This window comes from Rhodoferax sp. U11-2br (genome assembly GCF_018619435.1).
GTDB lineage: Bacteria > Pseudomonadota > Gammaproteobacteria > Burkholderiales > Burkholderiaceae_C > Rhodoferax.
The window spans coordinates 1-17,905 of record NZ_JAHFZF010000020.1; the positions used below are offsets into that span (position 1 = coordinate 1).

Genomic DNA, 17,905 nt, shown 5'->3' on the forward strand with positions numbered 1-17,905 from the left:
GGGCTGGTGCTGCCTGGGGTGGGGGCGGGTGGCTGTTTGGTAGCGGTCTGGCGCACGTTGAGGCTGCCGCTGATCACATCCGGCGTCAGCCGGGTGTCGATGGCTGCCGGGTTGATGCCCTGCAGCTGGACCTGGCCACGCCACAGGCCGGTGCTGTCACCCACCTTGGCGTCGATGTCACCCTGGCCCTGGATGTGACCACCCGCACCCTGTGCCTGCAAGGACTGTAGCAGCCAGTGGCCGCCGCTGTAGGTCAGCTCGGCCTGGAGCGCTTGCAGCGGCAGGCGTTGCTGGTCCCACGGACCACTCAAGCTGTTTTTCAGTGTCACACCGGCCAGCCAGCCAGAACCCTGGGGCTGCACCTGGGCCTGACCGCTCAGCCCGGTTTGGGGGGCTTGTGGCCATAGGTTGGCCAGGTTCAGGGCCTGCCATTGGCCTTGTGCCCGGACGATGGCTTGCGCCTGCCAGGGTGCAATCTGGGCCGACAGGCTGGCTTGTATCTCGGCGGTTTTGCCCCCTTTGCCGGGCAACGCGGTGTTGGATGCGGGTTTAAGGTCGGCTTGCAAAACCAGCTCGGCCTGCGGCCCGGCCAGCTTGCCAAGCAGTGTGGCCTGGGCCCGCAGTGGCAACGGCTCGGCCCGGCCCGGCACAGAGGCAGCCACCGTGGCCCCGGCCTGCACATCCAGTGCCATCGGGCCGCTCGCCTGCAACTGGCCCGAAAAACTAAAACTATTGGACAAAAACTGCCCCACGCCCTTGTCCATCCTGTGGAGTTTGGTATCAAAAACGTAGTGTGCTGCGAGCTTCTCCAGCCGCTGGGTACTGACCCCCACCCACTCCAGCACATCCACCTGCAGCTGCGCATCCACCTGGAAAGGCAGGCCCAGATCGGTCGGTGGGGTGCTGGGCGCGGCGGGTGTGGGCGCACGCTGGTCCTGGATAGTCAGCTGCCCCATGCGCAGCTGGCTCAGGCGCAGCTCGCGCTGCAGCAGCGCGATCGGCTCCCAGGCCAAGTCAACGTCCTGCGCCACCACACTCAGATCACCCCGCTGCCAGCGCAACCAACCAATGTGCCCGCCAAAACGCACCGAACCACGGACGTCCCGGGTCTCCAGGGTTTGCCCGGCGGGCAACAGCCGCTGCACCTGCTGCAGCGCTGCTGCCAGCGAGGCATCTGACCCAGACCAGAACCACAGCCCGGCCAGCAGGCCAAGCGTGGCCAGCAGCAGGCCAGTCAGTGTCCACACACTGCGGCGCAGCACGGGCTTCAAAACACAAACCCCACGTTAAGGTGCAGCCGCCATTTTTGCAGCGCCACACCGTAAGCCAGGTCAATCTGCAGCGGGCCCACCGGTGTTTTCCAGCGCACCCCACCCCCCACACCGACCTGGGCATCCAGGCGGGCCGCCTTGTTGGCTACAGATCCGGCGTCGACAAACAACGCGCCCTCCCAGTCGGTCAAACGCCCGTTGTGGGTGATGGGGCGCTGCCACTCCACCGTGCCGGTGGCCAAGTAGCGCCCGGCATTCACGGTGCCATCGGCCTCGGTGATGCCGATGCTGCGCAGCGCGTAACCGCGCACACTGCTGGCGCCACCGGCCAGGAACAACAGGGTCGAGGGCAGGCTGGTGCCGTCCTTGACCACCACCGCGCCGAGCTGGGCGCGCAGCGCCAGCCGCCCTGCACGCAGGTCGGTCAGGCCGCTGTCGTCGGCGCGCGTCAGCGGCACATAGGCCTGCCAGCGTGCCAACACCCTGCCAAAAGGAATGTGTTCGTTGCCCAAGGTGGTGCCACCACCCACCTCCAGCCCGAGCGCCCAGCCACTGGTCGGGAACGGCAGGGCGTCAAATTCACGCAGGGTGAAGGCGTAGTTGGCACTGAGCGACTCGGCCTGGTTCGATGGGGTGTTGTCCGTGCTGATGCTGTCGGCGCGGTTGTATTCGAGGTAGTAGCTGCGGTCGATGCGCTCCTGCTCTTTGCTGGAACCGGCGCGCCAGCGCTGGCTGCTCACCTCGGTGCTGCCACTGGTTTCGTTTTGCAACAGCACCGAGGTGTTCCAGCGCCAACCCGCTTCGTTGGGGGGCGCGGTCAGCTCGGTGCTGAGGGACTGGGTGTCCTGATCGAGCGAGAGTTTGCTGAGCGCGCGCCAGCCCAGGCCGGGCACCATCTGGTGCAGGTGTTCGGCGCTGATACGTGCACCACTGTCGCTGCTGGCGCCCACACCGATCGTGACTTTTTGCAGCGGGGCTTCGCGCAGCGTCACCAGCACGGGGGCGGCTTGTGGGTCGGCTCCGCTGGTGTCCAGCCGGATGAACGCGGTGTTGAAGTAACCACTGCGGGTCAGACGCTGCTGGGCAGCCACCAGCTCTTTGAGGTCGTAGTCGCTGCCCTCGGGCAAGCGTGCCAGGCGGCGCACCAGGTCGGTGTCATAACGTTTTAACCCGGTGGAGACCAGTGTGCCCAGGCGAAAGGCGGGGCCGGAGTCGAGCGTGAGCGTCAGTCTGGCGCTGTGGGTTTCGGGGTCCACATCGGCCTCGGACACACTGACGGTGCCGGTGGGGTAGCGCTGGCTGGTGAGTTGCTGGAGCGCCTGCTGTTTGGCCGCACTCCAGGCGGCCTGGGTGAAGCGGTTGCCTGCGGGTAGCAGCCAAGTGCCGGTGATCAGCGCCCGCTGCGCCGCGTCTTCTGGGTCGGTGGTGATCGGGCCGCTGAACTGCAGGCGCACCTGGCGGACCTGCACCGGCTCACCGGGCACCACCACCATCTGCACCTCTCGGGTGGCGCTGGCTTGTGCCTCAGCGCTGCGGCTGAGAGTGATCAGCGGTGAGAAATAACCCTGGGTGGCCAGCAGCTTCTGTGCGTCGATTCGGGCCATGTCGAGCAGGCGGTCCAGCTCGTCGTTGCTCAGGTCGCTCAGGCTGCGGTAGCGTTGTAACTCCAGATGCCGCTCCAGCAGGGTTTTGATCTCATCGGGAGCGCTGATGACGAGGGTGAAAGCGGGCGTGGCGCTGCTGTCGTCCAGGGCTGCGGGGCTGCTGGCCGCGCTGTCATGCAGGGTGGCCATGACCTCGGGTGGTGTGGCGGGCGCCACACCATCGGGCTCGGGCAGGGTTTGTGCGGCCACCAGCAGCGGGGCCAGCCACAACGCGGCCCCATAGCCAAGGGCTGTTTTGAACCAGCGTGTGTTCATTGGCTGAGCAATCGCATGGCCTCTTCCAGACCTTTGAGGGTCATCGGGAACATGCGCCCACCCATCAGTTGCTGCACGATGCTGATGCTTTGGCGGTATTGCCAGACACCTTGCGGCTCGGGGTTGATCCAGGCGAACTGTGGGTAGGCGTGGGTGAGGCGCCCCAGCCATTCGGCACCGGCTTCTTCGTTGCCGTATTCGACGCTGCCGCCGGGCTGCAAGATTTCATACGGGCTCATGGTGGCGTCACCGATGAAGATCAATTTGTAGTCCTTGTTGTACTTGCGCACGATGTCCCAGGTCGGAAACTTCTCGGCAAAACGGCGGCGGTTGTTCTTCCAGACAAAGTTGTAGACGCAGTTGTGGAAGTAATAAAACTCCAGGTGTTTGAACTCGGTCTTGGCGGCAGAAAACAGCTCTTCCACCCGCGCGATGTGTTCGTCCATGGTGCCGCCCACGTCCATCAGCAACAGCACCTTGACGTTGTTGTGGCGCTCCGGGCGCATCTTGATGTCGAGGTAACCCGCGTTGGCGGCGGTGGCGCGGATGGTGTCGTCCAGGTCCAGCTCTTCCACATGCCCCTCGCGGGCAAACTTGCGCAGGCGGCGCAGCGCCACCTTGATGTTGCGGGTGCCGAGTTCCTGGGTGTCGTCATAGTCGCGGTAGGCGCGCTGCTCCCAGACCTTGACGGCGCTTTTGTTCTGGCCCGGCCCGCCAATGCGAATGCCCTTGGGGTTGTAACCGCCGTGGCCAAAGGGTGAGGTGCCGCCGGTGCCGATCCACTTGCTGCCGCCTTCGTGGCGCTCTTTTTGTTCTTCGAGGCGCTTTTTGAGCGTCTCCATCAGCTCGTCCCAGCCCATCGCTTCGATGGCGGCTTTTTGCTCAGGCGTGAGGTGGATGTCCAGCGTTTTTTTGAGCCATTCCAGCGGAATGTCTTGGGTGATGTCGGTGATCAGCTCCACACCGTGGAAGTAGGCCGCAAACGCCTTGTCGAACTTGTCGTAATGTTTTTCGTCCTTGACCAGGGTGGCGCGGCTCAAAAAGTAGAAGTCCTCGATCTTGTAGCCTTGGGGTGCATCACCTGTCTCGTCATCCTCAGCCTGCGGCGTTTTGGGCCCGACCACCCCCAGTTTGAGCGCCTCCAGCAAGGTCAGGAACTCCTTGACCGAGACCGGCAACTTGGCGGCGCGCAGGGTGTAGAAGAAGTCGATCAGCATGGTGGTGAGAGATCTCTGGGGGCTGTCAGGCCCAGGGTTTGTCCAGCGAATACAGCAACTGCGCCTTGACCTCAGGCCACTCACCGCTGCGCAGGCTGTACATCACGGTGTCGCGGATGCTGCCGTCGCGGCGCAGCGCGTGGCCACGGATCACGCCGTCTTTTTTGGCACCCAGGCGCTCGATGGCAGCTTGGCTGGCAAAGTTGAAGTTGTCGGTGCGCCAGCCCACCACATGGCAGCCGAGCACTTCAAACGCATGGGTCATCAGCAGCAGTTTGGCAGTGCTATTGACGTGCGTGCGCTGCACACTTTTGGCGTACCAGGTGTAACCAATCTCCACGCGTTTCACGGCGGGCAGGATGTCGTGGTAACTGCTGGTGCCCAGCACTTTGCCCGTTGCTGTTTCCGTCACGGCAAACGCAAAGCGGTTACCCGCCTCACGCATGGCCAGCGCGTCTTCGATGTATTTGCGGGTGTTTTCTGGTTCGGGCACCGAGGTGACGCGGATGTTCCAGAGCTCTCCATCGGCGGCGGCGGCACGCAGGCCGTCTTCGTGCTCCAGACTCAGGGGCAGCAGGGTGATGCCGCGCTCGTTCAGGGAAACAGGTTCAACAAATGCCATTCAACAACTCCAAATAAAACAGGGATTCACAAAAACAAAGCCCGCCTGTCCAGAATCTCCGCGCGGGAGTCAGTGGGGGTGGCCCCCGATTTCTGGTACCCCAGTATGAGGGGGATGCCCCCACTGACTCCCGCGCAGCGAAAACCCCTCATGCCTGAGTCCAGGATGTCAAACCTGACGCTTCGTCAACACCGGCATGTTTCAAATCACCTCACCGATTGCGCTGCTGCATGAACACCAGCTTCTCAAACAGAGTCACATCCTGCTCGTTCTTTAGCAACGCGCCCACCAGCGGCGGCACGGCCACCTTGTCGCCTTCGGTCTGCAGCACAGACACCGGAATGTCCTGCGCCATCAGCAGCTTGAGCCAGTCCAGCAGTTCGCTGGTGGAGGGCTTTTTCTTCAGGCCGGGCAGGTTGCGGATGTCAAAAAAGGTCTTCATCGCCGCTTGCAGCAACTCGGCTTTGAGGCCGGGAAAGTGCACATCCACAATCTGTTGCATCGTGGCCGCATCAGGGAACTTGATGTAGTGGAAGAAACAGCGGCGCAGGAACGCATCGGGCAACTCTTTTTCGTTGTTGGAGGTGATGAACACCAGCGGGCGGTGTTTGGCGCGGATCAGCTCACGCGTCTCGTAACAGTAGAACTCCATGCGGTCGATTTCGCGCAACAAATCGTTCGGAAACTCGATGTCGGCCTTGTCGATCTCGTCAATCAGCAGGGCCACTGGCTGGTCGGCGGTGAAGGCCTGCCACAACACACCCTTGAGAATGTAGTTATGGATGTTCTTGACCCGTTCACCGCCATCGATATCCGACAGTTGTGAGTCACGCAGACGGCTCACCGCGTCGTACTCGTACAGACCCTGTTGCGCCTTGGTGGTGCTTTTGATGTGCCATTGCAGCAGTGGCAGGTTCAGCGCACTCGCCACTTCCTCGGCCAGCATGGTTTTGCCGGTGCCGGGTTCACCCTTGACCAGCAGCGGGCGCTGCAGGGTGATGGCGGCATTCACCGACAGCATCAGGTCGGTCGTGGCGACGTAGTTTTGGGTGCCTTGGAATTTCATGGTGGTGTGGTCTGTGAACAGAGGTGTTGAAGCTTAGCGTGGGTTTTAGTCTTGCGTGGCACGCCGCTGCACATTGGCGATGTAGGCGTTGCCGTCGGGTGGACGGCCCGCGCGCTGACTCTCCCACAACATCTGGCCCAGGCACTCCATCACCTCGTGGTGCGCGTCGTGCAAAGAGTCGAGCCGGGCCGTCAGCAACTCCACCGCCTGGCGGATACCACGTGGCTGGTCGATGCTGCATTGCTCGGTGATCGACAGGTGCATCGATAGGTGCAAAAACGGGTTGCTTTTGCCGTCCTCGGGCAGCGCCATGCTGGCCAATGCGGCGGACTCGTTCGCCAGCTCGGCGTGGTATTCGGGGTGTTCGTTGATCCATAACGACGCTATGGTCTCAATAGCTTCGAGCGCTTGCCCTGTCTGGGCTTTGGCGTAAACAGAGCAAAAAAAACGGCGGACATCGGCTTGGGAGGGATTAAACATAAACAGCTTGGGAAAATAGGAAAAATAGTCCAGCTCAACCCAGCCAGACCGGAAGGCGCCACTGGCGCCACAGGGACAGGCCGCGCAGGCCAGCTGTGACCAGCAGGCAGGTGAGCAAGGCCAGCCAGCCTGGTGCACCCAGTTCCCACACGCCCAGGTAGGCCCAGCCACCGACAAAAGCACACACCGCATAAGGCTGCTGGTCGCGGAAAGTGGTCGGGATTTCGTTGCACACAATGTCGCGCAGCACCCCACCAAACACACCGGTGATCACCCCCATCAGCACCGCCACCAGGGCGGGCATATGGGCCCCCAGCGCCAGGTCCACACCGGTGGCCGCGAACAGGCCCAGACCCAGCGCGTCGGGGATGGCGATGGTTTTCTGGGTGAGCGCCAGGTGTTGGCTGCGCAAAAAAAGCATGGACAACAGGCAGATCAGCATCACCGCCCACAACATCTCGACGTGGCGTACCCAGAAAAACGGGCGCTGGTCGAGCAACAGATCGCGCAGTGTGCCACCACCAAACGCGGCCAGGAAACCGACCACACAGATGCCCACGGCGTCGAGTTTTTTGCGGGCACCTTCCAAAACCCCGGACAATGCGAAGGCGGCGGTCCCCGCCAGTTCGACCAGCAGTCGGAGTGTTTCGCCCCATTGTTGAATGTGTTGCATGCCTGAATTGTCGCGTTATGCCTTTGTTAGATGTTTTTCCCCTGATCACTGAACCCTATTTCTACATGGTGGCCATCCCAGCAGTGCTGCTGATGGGCTTGAGCAAAAGCGGTTTTGGCGCTGGTTTTGGTTCGCTGGCGGTGCCGGTGATGGCGCTGGCGGTGAGTGTGCCGCAGGCCGCTGCGATTTTGATGCCGGTGCTGCTGGTGATGGACATCCTGGGCATGGCGGCCTTTCGCAAGGACTTTGACCTGAAGTTGCTGCGTTTCCTGCTGCCCTGGGGGCTGGTGGGCATTGTGGTGGGCACCTTGTTGTTCAAGGTGCTCAACGCCCATGTGGTGGCCGGTATGGTGGGCGCCTTCACGCTGCTGTTTCTGGCGCAACGCTTGCTGTTTCCCCCCAAGCCCAACAGCCCGCCGCCGCCCAAATGGCTGGGTGTGTTGCTGACCGTGGCCTCGGGGTTTACCAGCTTCATCGCCCATGCGGGTGGGCCACCGATCAACGCCTATGTGATTCCGATGCGCCTGTCACCCGTGCGCTTCACCGCGACCATGGCGTTTTTCTTTTTTGTGATCAACCTGTCCAAATGGATTCCGTACGCCTGGCTGGGCCTGCTGGACTGGCGCAACATGGCGACCTCGCTGGTGCTGCTGCCGATTGCGCCGATTGGGGTCTGGGTGGGTGTCTGGCTGGCGCGGCGCATCAGCCAGCGCCTGTTTTACGGTTTCTTGTACGCAGGTATGTTGCTGACCGGGCTTAAGCTGTTGTGGGATGCATTGGCTTGAGGTGTGAGGAAAGTCGCTGTGTTGCAGCCAAACACGCTGCCTAAAAGATAGCTATCAGCCCTTGATAAATAAGGGCTAGAGGCTTTTTTCTTATATAAGCCCGGCTCAGTGGCCCTCGGCCAGCAAATCGTCAGACCCCGGCTGGGCCGGCACCGCAAACTGTTCGCTGGCCCAGGCGCCCAGGTCAATCTGTTTGCAACGTTCGCTGCAGAAGGGCCGAAACCTGTTGCTGCTGGCATACAGGCTCGGGCCGCCACATTGCGGGCAGTTGACCCATTTTTCCGGGATCTCGGGGGTGGTGCTGGCGCTCATGAACACAGCGCCAGTTCAAACGACAGGTCGTCATTGACCAGATGCGGGCGCTGGTCCTCACCGAGTTGCATCAGCCGCACCGACACCATCAGCCGATTGCCGCTGATCTCGGGGATCAGGCCTTGTGCCACATCCAATGCCACGCGCAGCAGCAGGAAGGTGCGGCCTTGCGGCAGGTTTTGCTGGAACTGGCCACCGTTGGCCATGACTTTTTGCGGGGTGCCCGAGTCGCGTAGCAGCTTGAGCAGCAACTGCACCGCAGCGGACAGCGCGGTCAGGGTGCCAATCCACTGCAGCAGGTCGGCCTGGCGGATGGCGCCACTCTTGTGCTGCCAGGCGTAATACGAGGGCAGATCAAACTCGCAGGTGCCGCCGGGAATGCTGATGCGGCTGCGGATGCTCATCAGCCAGTCGTTTTCTGTCAAGGGCTGGCCGGACTTGCCTTGCTGGTTGTTCAGTGCGGTATAACACTGCTCGATGTCAGCGATGACCTGATCCAGCACCGACTCGGCAATGGCCGGGTTGCCCCGATAGGCCTCGAGCAGGTGTTTTTGTTTGTCCAGGTCCTTGAGCAGATCGGTTTTGAGGTCGGCGCGGGCCGCCACGTCCATGATCTCGAACAGGGTGACCAGCGCAAAGTGGTGGTCCAGCGCGTCCACCCGTGTCACCAGCTGTTGCAGGCGCAAGAAGAGGTGTTCCAGCCGCAGATAGGTGCGGATGCGTTCGTGCAGGGGGTATTCGTAAAGGATCACGCTAATGGGGGCCAACTGTGGTGTTTGCCAATGATAGCCCGAAGGTAGCCGCCAATGCTGCAACTTGGGTGCGCAAATCCGCCAGTTTGATGCCGTCATTCCAGATCACCGCGTCGGCCGCCTGCAGCCGCCGCAGCCGGGGTGACTGGGCTTGCATGATGGCTTGCACCGCGGCCGGGTCAAGCTGGCTGCGTGCTACCACCCGGCTGATCTGGGTGGGTTTGCTGCAGTCCACCACCAGCACCTGGTCAACCCGGCTGCGCCAGTGGGTCGACTCCACCAGCAGGGGCACATCAAACACCAGGCAGCGGTGACCTGCGGCCACGGCATCATCGGCCTGGCGCTGGGTTTCCAAACCCACCAGCGGGTGCACGATGGCCTCCAGCCGCTGCCGTGCGCTGGCATCGGCAAAGACCAGGCTGCGCATCTCTTGGCGGTCCAGCGCGCCCTCTGGCGTGATCATCTTGTTACCAAAAGTTGCACGAATCGGGGCGATGGCTGCACCGCCCGCAGCCGTGACCGCGCGGGCAATGGCATCTGCGTCGATGACCGCTGCGCCCAGCTCCGCCAGACAAGCTGCCACCGTGCTTTTGCCGCTGCCAATGCCCCCGGTCAGTCCCAGTCGGACCACAGTTGCCATGGGTCAGAAACCCACCGCGTGCAGGATCGCCTGCGGGCCAAACACCAGTGCGGTCAGACCGGCGCCCGCCAGAAACGGGCCAAACGGGATGTAACCACCCTCGCGTAGCCCGCTGGTGAACTTCATGGCAATGCCGACGATGGCGCCGATGACCGAGGCCATCAGGATGATCGGCACCAGCGCCTGCCAGCCAAACCAGGCGCCCAGCGCAGCAAACAGCTTGAAGTCGCCAAAACCCATGCCTTCCTTGCCAGTGGCCAGCTTGAAAGCCTGGTACACCAGCCACAGCGACAGATAACCCGCCACCGCACCCCACAGCGACTCGGTCAGGGGGGTGGCTGTCCAGCCCAGTGTGGTGGCGATCAGCCCGGCCCAGACCAGGGGCAGGGTGATGTTGTCGGGCAGCAAGGTGGTGTCCCAGTCGATCATGCCCAGGCAGACCAGGGCTGCAGCTAAGCCGCTCCAGGCCAGCGCGGTGGCGGTCAGGCCCCAGCGCCAGGCGCAATAGAAAAACAGCGCACCGGTCACCAGCTCCACCAGCGGGTAACGCACACTGATGGCGGTGCCGCAATACCGACACTTGCCACGTAACACCAGGTAACTCAGCACCGGGATGTTCTCCAACCAGGACAAGGTGTGGCTGCATTTGGGGCAGCGCGAGCGCGGCAGCATCAGGTTGAAGGGCTCGCTGGCGGGTTGTGCCTGGCCGCTCAGATCGGCACACTCGGCCTTCCATTGCGCCTCCAGCATCACCGGCAGTCGGTAGATCACCACATTGAGAAAACTGCCCAGCAGCAGCCCCAGCAGCCCCATCAGGCTGGCGTCCAGTCCTTGAGACACATGGAGGAAGTCGCCCATCATTGCAATAAACCCTGTTGATTCATAAAGACCTGTTTCTTCTGAGCTCGCAAGCTGCTGTTGAACCCTGTCGCATCGGTTGGTCGCCTGTGTGACGACCGGTGACAACGGGCTGGTCTCGATCTTACGATGTTGGCACACCCACTTACCCAGAGAGGAGTGATGCAATACGCAATAACACAAGAGCTTTTCCCAGTCTGAAAGAAGGGTTGTTTTTCACGGTTTTGTCACAACGGGTGGGTAAATTCAACGCGCTGAAATAACCAAGGAATTTTGCGATGCGATCAAAAACTTCTTTCCTGAGTGCGGCCCTCCTAGCGACTGTTTTGTCTGCCACCTGCTCGGCCCAAACCATTTTTCCCTTGACCCAAGCAGACATCCTGGCGGGCTCACTTTTCGATTTCAAAGTGGAATTCGACAGCGTGGTTGACCCGGCGCAGGTCAAGGTCAGCATCAACGGGGTGGACTACAGCAAAACACTGGGCAAGTCGGCTGTTTTGGTGGCCAAAGAAGATGGCAAAGAGGTCTCCAGCCTGCTTTTGCGTGACGCCAGCATCCGCAAACCTGGTACTTATGTGGTGACTGCCACCGACGGCAAGGCCACCAGTTCCGTGACCTGGACGGTGTACAGCACCCCTGCCAAGAGAGTTGCCAAAAATGTGATTCTGTTTGTGGGGGATGGCTTCTCCATCGGCCACCGCACTGCGATGCGTCTCTTGTCCAAAGGTATTGAGGGTGGCAAATTTACCTCCAAACTCGCCGTTGACGAGATGCCGTACATGGCCTTGTTGACCACCCAGGGCACCGACTCGATCATCACCGATTCTGCCAACGCGGCCCATGCCTACACCACGGGACACAAATCTTGTGTGAATGCACTCGGTGTGTATTGTTCACGCGCGGCCAATTCGCTGGACCATCCCAAGGTGGAGACCATCACCTCTTTGGCCAAGCGCCACGGCATGGCGGTGGGTGCGGTGACCAATTCTGAGATCGAAGATGCCACACCGGCGGCGATGGTGGCGCACACCCGGCGCCGTTCGGACTTCAACGACATCGTGGAGATGTTTTACCAAAGCAAGATCGACGTGATCATGGGTGGCGGGTCACCCAATTTCTTGCCCAAGTCGACCCCCGGCTCCAAACGCAAGGACGACGTGGATTACATCGAGCGTTTTAAGCAGGCTGACTACCGCTTGGCCACCACCAAGACCGAGATGTTGGCTGCCGCCGACGACGCCAAAACCACCAAACTGCTGGGTTTGTACAACACCGGCAACGTGGACGGTGCACTGGATCTGAAATTCCTCAAAAAGGGTTCGGTGGCCAAGTTCCCCGACCAACCGGATGTGCCTGAGAGCATGAATGCCGCCCTGAAAGTGTTGTCGCGCAACAAAAACGGGTTTGTGTTGATGGTGGAAAGTGCACGTATCGACAAATACTCTCACTCGCTGGATGCTGAGCGCGCCATTTACGACGCGATCATGCTGGACAACGCGGTGAAACAAGCCAAACAGTGGGCCAAGGCCAACGGCGACAACACGCTGATCCTGGTCACCGCCGACCACAGCCATGCGGTGAGTGTGGTGGGTACGGTGGACGACAACAAACCCGGTCCAGACATGCGCAACAAGATCGGCACCTACAACGAGGCGGGTTTCCCCAATTACCCGGCGCCGGACGCGGATGGTTACCCGAACAAGGTGGATGTGTCACGCCGCCTGCGTGTGCTCTTTGGCTCTTACCCTGACCACTACGACACCTTTGCGCCGCACATGGAGGGTGAGTTTGTGCCCGCCATCCGTAACGCTGCTGGCGTGATGGTCGCCAACGATGCTTACAAGGATGCGCCGGGCGCAGAGTTGCGTGTTGGTAACCTGCCCAATATTGGCTCAGGTGCCGCGAACAGTGGTGTACACACGGGTGACGATGTGGTCCTGACCGCTATGGGACCGGGGGCACAAAAAGTACACGGTCAAATGGAAAACACCGATCTGTTCCGCGTCATGGCAGAAGCCCTGGCACTGTCACCGCAACAGCGGTCCGCTTCATCGAAGGCCTCTTCGAAATAATGCTTTGCTTGTCCTGGTTGTCCGGCGAGTTGCCTCGCCGGACTTTTTTGCTTTTGCCGGCGCTGATGGCCACCCCCTTGGTCAGCTCGGCCGACACTGCACGTCTTGACAACCAGCTGAGCTTTGACACTTTGTACAAGTCGGTGGGTGTTTTGGGGACGGTGTATTCCGATCAGGCCAAGTCACTCAAGAACAAGGAAGTGCGCATGCGTGGCTACATGGCACCGCCTTTGAAGCCGGAGAGCAAGTTTTTTGTGCTGACACGTGAGCCGGTGGCGGTCTGCCCTTTTTGTGCGTCAGACGCCCAATGGCCGGCAGACATCGTGGTGGTTTACCTGCGGGACACGCTGGCACCCATCAATTTGTCACGCCGTATTGAGGTGATTGGCACCTTGGAGATGGGCTCTTGGACCGATCCACAATCAGGTTTTGTCAGCCAGGTTCGGATTGTTGACGCGATGATCCACAAGTTATGACACAGGGTGTTGCACTGCAGGTGCGTCGGCTGCGTTATGGTTTTCCGGGGCAAGCCCATGATCTGCTGACTGTGCCCAAGCTGGACCTGCCCGCAGGGCAAAGCCTGGGGGTGAGCGGTGTCTCGGGTGCTGGCAAAACAACGTTGTTCCATTGTCTGGCGGGCATCGCCAAACCCTTGGCTGGCCAAGTGTTGTGGGGTGACACTGATATTTGCACGCTGAGTTCGGAGGCGTTGGCAGCCTGGCGGCGCCAACATCTGGGTCTGGTGTTTCAGGATTTCCACTTGGTGGATGGGCTGACGGCGCTGGACAACGTGCTGCTGCCTGCTTATTTTGGGCGCTGGTCAATCCCATCTGGCGTCAGAGCGCGGGCCCATGAACTGTTATCTGCGGTGGATATGAACGCGCCCGACCGGCTGGCGGCGGTGTTGTCGCGAGGGGAGCGTCAGCGAGTGGCGTTTGCCCGTGCACTGCTGCTGCAACCGACCATAGTGATGGCCGACGAACCCACAGCCAGCCTGGACCCGGAGCAACGTGCGCAGCTGGGCGGCTTGCTGGTGGCTCTGGCGCGCGCGCACGGCACAACGCTGGTGGTGATCTCGCATGAGCCTGAGTTGCTGGCGCGTATGGACAGCTGCCTGGTGTTGCAAAAGGGGCAGTTGAATGCTCGGGGTATCAACGAGATGGCGACATGACGGTATTCAACCCCTTCCCGATCGTGCGTGCCGATTTCCGACGCAACCTCTTGCTGGTGTGGGTGACCGTGATGCTGGTGGCGTTGTCGGTGGCCACCGGTATTGCCGTGATTTCCCAGGAACGCGCCTTGCGAGAAGGTAGTGCACGTGCCGCAGACGATTTTGATGTGTTGATCGGTGCGCCCGGCAGTGCCACTCAGTTGGTGTTGACCACGGTCTATTTGCGGCCGCAGGCCATGCCCTTGATGGACGGCGGCGTTCTGGCGAAGCTTGTGGCCGCTGAAGGGATCAAATACGCTGCCCCGATTGCTTTTGGTGACAACTGGCAGGGTCACCCCATTGTCGGGACAATCGCCGACTTTGCCAGCCGGGGGGGCACCCTCTCACCCACACAAGGCCGTCTTTTTGAACGCCAGGGGGAAGCTGTCGTTGGTGCGGACGTGCCGCTTGAGGTGGGGGCGCATGTCAGCCCGGCCCATGGTTTGCATCACGATGAAGACGAAGGCGAGGATCACGACAGCGAGGAACACCACGGTGTGAGTTACACGGTGGTGGGGCGTTTGCCAGCACGACACACCGTGTGGGACCGGGCGATCCTGGTGCCGGTGGAAGACGTTTGGCAGGTTCATGGCCTGGTCCATGGACATGACCCGCACGGTGACCAACACATCGGCCCGCCGTGGGATGAGAGCCGATTGGCCGGGGTGCCTGCCATTGCCGTCAAACCGAATTCTGTGGGAGCCGCCTACCACTTGCGCGGCGCGTTTCAAGGGACCAACAGCCTGGCTTTGTTCCCAGCAGAAGTGCTCAATGATCTGTATGTGACTCTGGGCAATGTGCGCGACATGATGTCGGTGCTGGCGATCACCACGCAAGTGCTGGTGGTGATTGCTGTACTGATGGCCTTGCTGGTGGGTTTTCTGGCGCGGCAACGCCAGTTTGCGGTATTGCGTGCCATGGGCGCCGGGCGTGTGTATGTGTTCAGTGTGGTCTGGCTGGAGGTGGTGTCGCTCGTGGTCTTGGGTGCGGCGCTGGGGACTGCGCTCGGATGGGGCGGATCGGTGGCGCTATCACATTGGTTGCAGTCTCAGCTTGGTTTTGTGATGCCGGTGCGGCTGGGTGCAGCCGAAGCGCTGCTGGTGGGTGGCTTGGTTGTTTCTGGTGCACTGATTGGCCTGTTGCCAGCCTGGTTAACCTTCCGGCGTAGCATTGCCGAAGGTTTGGTAACTGCTTAGAGACCACGGCCAAATCCGCTCTGATGGCGGTGTCATTCGTCATTACAACAAGCCCAGGTCGCGCGCCGAGGCACCCGGAAACACCTGGGCCAGCTGGGTCTGGCTCAGACCGAACTGGCGTTGGAACAAGCCACCCAGGGTGTCCCGGTAGTTATTGAGCACCGGCAGATCACGGTCCTGGAACAGCGTGGCGCGCTCTACCGCGACCTGCTCCCCAACCACCCGGCCACCACGCACGCTGCCACCCATGACCCACAACACGCTGCCATGCCCGTGGTCGGTGCCCCGGTTGCCGTTCTGGCGCAGGGTGCGGCCAAACTCGCTCACCACCACCACCACGGTGTCTTTCCAGGCACGGCCCAGCTCCTGGGGCAGCGCCGCCAGGCCCTGGCCCAACTCGTTCAGACGGTTGGCCAGGTAGCCGGTGGCGCCACCCTGACCCACGTGGGTGTCCCAGCCCCCCACATCCACAAAACCCAGCCGGTAGCTGTCTTTCATGAGTTTGCCGATGCGCCGGGCCTCCAGCTCGAAGCCTTTGGCGCTGACTGACTGGCGGCTGGCCGCATCCATCTCGGCCGCCAGTTCCCGCATCAGCTCCTGGCGCATCACAAACCCTTCCTGCACCGCCGAGGCCAGCCGGGTGCCGCTGTACATGCTGGCAATGATGTCGCTCTGGCGTACATCGATCGCAGGTCTGGCCAGGGAGCTCAGTGCGGTGTTGGGCACCTGGGCCGGGCCTTTGAAGATGCTGGGCAGCTGGTTGGTAAACGCCATCGGTGCCGAGCCTGTCAACACAGTGCTGAGGCGGTTCAAAAAGCCGGAGCTGTAGTCCTTGTGGCCGACCAGCGGCTGGCCCAGCTCGATGCTTTCCTGTGTTTCAAAATGGCTGCGGCTGATGTCGTCGGTGCCGAAAAATGGCACAAAAGCCAGCTCACCGCGCTGGTACAGCGGGTAGAGGCTGTCGCGCAGGGCCGGGTGCAAACCCCAGTCGGTCGTGATCGGCAGACTGGCCGCGAGGTCGGCCGAGGGGCGTGCCAGCGCGATGTCGGGTCGCGACTCGTAGTAGAAGTTGCTCGAGATCGGCACCAGCAGGCTGGCTGCGTCATACGCCCCCCGCAAAAAAACAAAGAGCAAACGTGCGGGGCTGTTGGCTGCCGCATACAAACGGGTGGTTCCCGACACGAGGGGCCAGGCCAGGGCCGAGCTTATGAAGTGGCGACGGTGCATGGTGGTCTTTCAGAGGCGGGGCCGGGGCTCAGCGGAACATCATCTCTGGGGACGACAGCAGGAAGGTGTTCCATTCCTGGGCAGAGCTTGCCTGCTCCAGCGCCCGCAAGGTGGCTGGGGACAGCGTGGCCGCCATGGACTGGAAGTACAAGGCATTGGCCAGTTGCGGAAAGGCAGCACGTTCCTGCGGCTGAGGGCCATCGCTCTTGAACAGTCCGGCACTGCCGGAGCCAATGGCTTTGGCAATTTCAAAGCGGGTGCTCATCTGGCCCGGGCTGTCCCAGGCATTGCCGGTCAAGGGGTAACCATCTGGCGTCACCCGCCCGTAGAGCGGCTCACCCATGCGATCGAGCCAGTTCAGGATCGGGCCGGTATTGAGGATTGGCTTCTGGTCATAGGCCAGCCGCACGGCGGACACCACATAACGCATCGGGTCCTTGAACTTGCGGCCACTGGCCTGTGCAAATTCCGGCGCGTTCAGCAGCACCGCCAGGGTCGCTGCGATGTCGCCTTGGCTCTTCTGAAAGGCCTCGGCCATGCGCTTGACCAGTGCCGCCGGAGGTTCGTCGGCCAGCCAGTAGATGGCTAACTTGCGACTGATAAAACGTGCCGTGGCGGGGTGGGCGGCCAGGCGGTCCAGGGCGTCGCTTATTTCGGCCAGCCCCTTGCCTTGCAGCGGCTGGCCGAGCAGGGACTTGTTGCCCAAATCATGCCGGTTTGGGCTAAATTCAAACGCTCCCCGTCGTACATAAAGGGCTTGTAGCTCTTTCTTTTGTAGCGAATTGCTGGCGTTTGAATTGATGCCTGTGCCGGTGAGCACCCGCGCGAGTTCCTGCACATCGTGCTGGGAATAACCACCATCCACCCCCAGGGTGTGCAGCTCCATCAGTTCACGTGCAAAGTTCTCGTTGATTTTTCCTGCGGCGTTCTGTTCGTTGTCCAGGTAACGCAGCATCGCCGGGTGGGTGGCCACTGCGCCCAGAAGCTCCCGGAACTTGCCCAGGGCATGGGGGCGAATGGCGCTCTCCTCGTAGTCACCCAGCATCGCGCGCAGGTTGCCCTTGCCCTGGTGCACACTGAAGTGGTTGAGCCAGAACCAGGTCATTTGTTCCTGCACCTGACACGGTGAGTACAAAGCCCGCAGGATGTGCCGCGTGGCGGATTCACGCCGCAGGCGGTTGAGCTCCTGCTGGTAGGCCTGTTGGGCGGCCTTTTTGGCTTCGTCATTGCCCAGCGCGTCGGCTTCCTTGCGTTGCTGTTCCATCTGCTGGACCAGTTCGAGCAGCGGTGTGGTAGTGATGCGCATGCCGTCAATTTGCTGCTGCAGTTCCGGCGCCAAGGGACAGCGGGCCGGGTGCAACTGGTTCTGAAGATACTGCTCAGCACTCTGTTGCCTGAAGTGCTCCACCGCGCTGGTGTTGGCGCCCCAGGTCAGGTGAGTAACTTGCTGGTAAGCCGTGTCTGCAGCACTGAATTGTTGGTTTTGCCCGGTCTGGGGTGCTGCACAACTGGCCAGCAACAGTGACAGAGTGGCTGCACCCAGCAGGGGCACATGGGTCATCCGCCAGTGTTCAACAAACATCACAGATCCTGAAGGAGAGGGGA

The 17,905-nt window shown here is 61.4% G+C and carries 17 protein-coding genes and 1 pseudogene; 5 read left to right on the forward strand and 13 right to left on the reverse strand.

Annotation, left to right across the window (positions count from 1 at the left end):
- From KKO72_RS13330 to KKO72_RS13360, 7 genes and pseudogenes are all read right to left on the reverse strand, one after another.
- Positions 1-1,271 (reverse strand): annotated as a pseudogene (locus KKO72_RS13330) (hypothetical protein); the annotation flags it as partial.
- Positions 1,268-3,190: an autotransporter assembly complex family protein gene (locus KKO72_RS13335; protein WP_214939104.1), complete on the reverse strand. Its 1,923-nt coding sequence runs from the start codon at positions 3,188-3,190 to the stop codon at positions 1,268-1,270. The gene KKO72_RS13335 and the pseudogene KKO72_RS13330, both read right to left, overlap by 4 nt.
- Entirely contained in the window at positions 3,187-4,407 is a 1,221-nt protein-coding gene (locus tag KKO72_RS13340) for a VWA domain-containing protein (protein ID WP_214939107.1), read from the reverse strand. The genes KKO72_RS13335 and KKO72_RS13340 overlap by 4 nt, the downstream gene beginning before the upstream one ends.
- A gap of 25 nt (positions 4,408-4,432) precedes the next feature.
- Positions 4,433-5,029, reverse strand: a complete 597-nt coding sequence (locus KKO72_RS13345) for a GNAT family N-acetyltransferase (protein ID WP_214939110.1) — start codon at positions 5,027-5,029, stop codon at positions 4,433-4,435.
- A gap of 211 nt (positions 5,030-5,240) precedes the next feature.
- On the reverse strand, positions 5,241-6,095 hold the full coding sequence (locus tag KKO72_RS13350) for a MoxR family ATPase (RefSeq protein WP_214939113.1): 855 nt from the start codon (positions 6,093-6,095) through the stop codon (positions 5,241-5,243).
- 45 nt (positions 6,096-6,140) lie between these two features.
- The gene (locus KKO72_RS13355; RefSeq protein WP_214939114.1) at positions 6,141-6,575 is read right to left on the reverse strand and encodes a DUF1841 family protein; all 435 of its coding nucleotides are present in this window, start codon (positions 6,573-6,575) and stop codon (positions 6,141-6,143) included.
- A 34-nt stretch (positions 6,576-6,609) separates the two neighbouring features.
- Positions 6,610-7,248, reverse strand: coding sequence for a trimeric intracellular cation channel family protein (locus KKO72_RS13360; protein ID WP_214939121.1), 639 nt, complete (start codon positions 7,246-7,248; stop codon positions 6,610-6,612).
- A gap of 17 nt (positions 7,249-7,265) precedes the next feature.
- On the opposite strand from KKO72_RS13360, the gene KKO72_RS13365 reads away from it, so the two are divergent.
- Positions 7,266-8,033 (forward strand): sulfite exporter TauE/SafE family protein, encoded by a 768-nt coding sequence (locus KKO72_RS13365; RefSeq protein ID WP_214939125.1) that lies wholly within the window; start codon positions 7,266-7,268, stop codon positions 8,031-8,033.
- A gap of 105 nt (positions 8,034-8,138) precedes the next feature.
- On the opposite strand, the gene KKO72_RS13370 is transcribed toward KKO72_RS13365, so the two are convergent.
- The 4 genes from KKO72_RS13370 to KKO72_RS13385 are packed head-to-tail and all read right to left on the reverse strand — an operon-like array spanning position 8,139 to position 10,595.
- Positions 8,139-8,345, reverse strand: coding sequence for a DNA gyrase inhibitor YacG (locus tag KKO72_RS13370; protein WP_214939129.1), 207 nt, complete (start codon positions 8,343-8,345; stop codon positions 8,139-8,141).
- Positions 8,342-9,097, reverse strand: a complete 756-nt coding sequence (gene zapD / locus KKO72_RS13375) for a cell division protein ZapD (protein ID WP_214939131.1) — start codon at positions 9,095-9,097, stop codon at positions 8,342-8,344. Before zapD ends, KKO72_RS13370 begins: the two co-directional genes overlap by 4 nt.
- Position 9,098: 1 nt before the next feature.
- On the reverse strand, positions 9,099-9,737 hold the full coding sequence (gene coaE, locus KKO72_RS13380; RefSeq protein WP_214939134.1) for a dephospho-CoA kinase: 639 nt from the start codon (positions 9,735-9,737) through the stop codon (positions 9,099-9,101).
- A gap of 3 nt (positions 9,738-9,740) precedes the next feature.
- On the reverse strand, positions 9,741-10,595 hold the full coding sequence (locus KKO72_RS13385; protein WP_251140642.1) for an A24 family peptidase: 855 nt from the start codon (positions 10,593-10,595) through the stop codon (positions 9,741-9,743).
- A 278-nt stretch (positions 10,596-10,873) separates the two neighbouring features.
- Here KKO72_RS13385 and KKO72_RS13390 point away from each other — a divergent pair, with 278 nt between their 5' ends.
- The 4 genes from KKO72_RS13390 (at position 10,874) to KKO72_RS13405 (ending at position 15,073) form a co-directional block, all read left to right on the forward strand.
- A complete protein-coding gene (locus KKO72_RS13390) occupies positions 10,874-12,667 on the forward strand; it encodes an alkaline phosphatase (RefSeq protein ID WP_214939141.1) in 1,794 nt (597 codons plus the stop codon).
- Between the two features lie 65 nt (positions 12,668-12,732).
- Complete coding sequence (locus tag KKO72_RS13395) at positions 12,733-13,143, forward strand: hypothetical protein (RefSeq protein ID WP_214939144.1); 411 nt, start codon at positions 12,733-12,735, stop codon at positions 13,141-13,143.
- A complete protein-coding gene (locus tag KKO72_RS13400) occupies positions 13,140-13,838 on the forward strand; it encodes an ABC transporter ATP-binding protein (protein WP_214939147.1) in 699 nt (232 codons plus the stop codon). The genes KKO72_RS13395 and KKO72_RS13400 overlap by 4 nt, the downstream gene beginning before the upstream one ends.
- Positions 13,835-15,073 carry an ABC transporter permease gene (locus KKO72_RS13405; RefSeq protein WP_214939150.1) on the forward strand — a complete coding sequence of 413 codons (1,239 nt, stop codon included), beginning with the start codon at positions 13,835-13,837 and terminating at the stop codon, positions 15,071-15,073. The genes KKO72_RS13400 and KKO72_RS13405 overlap by 4 nt, the downstream gene beginning before the upstream one ends.
- 42 nt (positions 15,074-15,115) lie before the next feature.
- Here KKO72_RS13405 and KKO72_RS13410 read toward each other — a convergent pair whose 3' ends face one another.
- Complete coding sequence (locus tag KKO72_RS13410; protein ID WP_214939153.1) at positions 15,116-16,300, reverse strand: DUF1501 domain-containing protein; 1,185 nt, start codon at positions 16,298-16,300, stop codon at positions 15,116-15,118.
- A 28-nt stretch (positions 16,301-16,328) separates the two neighbouring features.
- Complete coding sequence (locus KKO72_RS13415; RefSeq protein WP_251140643.1) at positions 16,329-17,882, reverse strand: DUF1800 domain-containing protein; 1,554 nt, start codon at positions 17,880-17,882, stop codon at positions 16,329-16,331.
- Positions 17,883-17,905 lie beyond the last annotated feature (23 nt).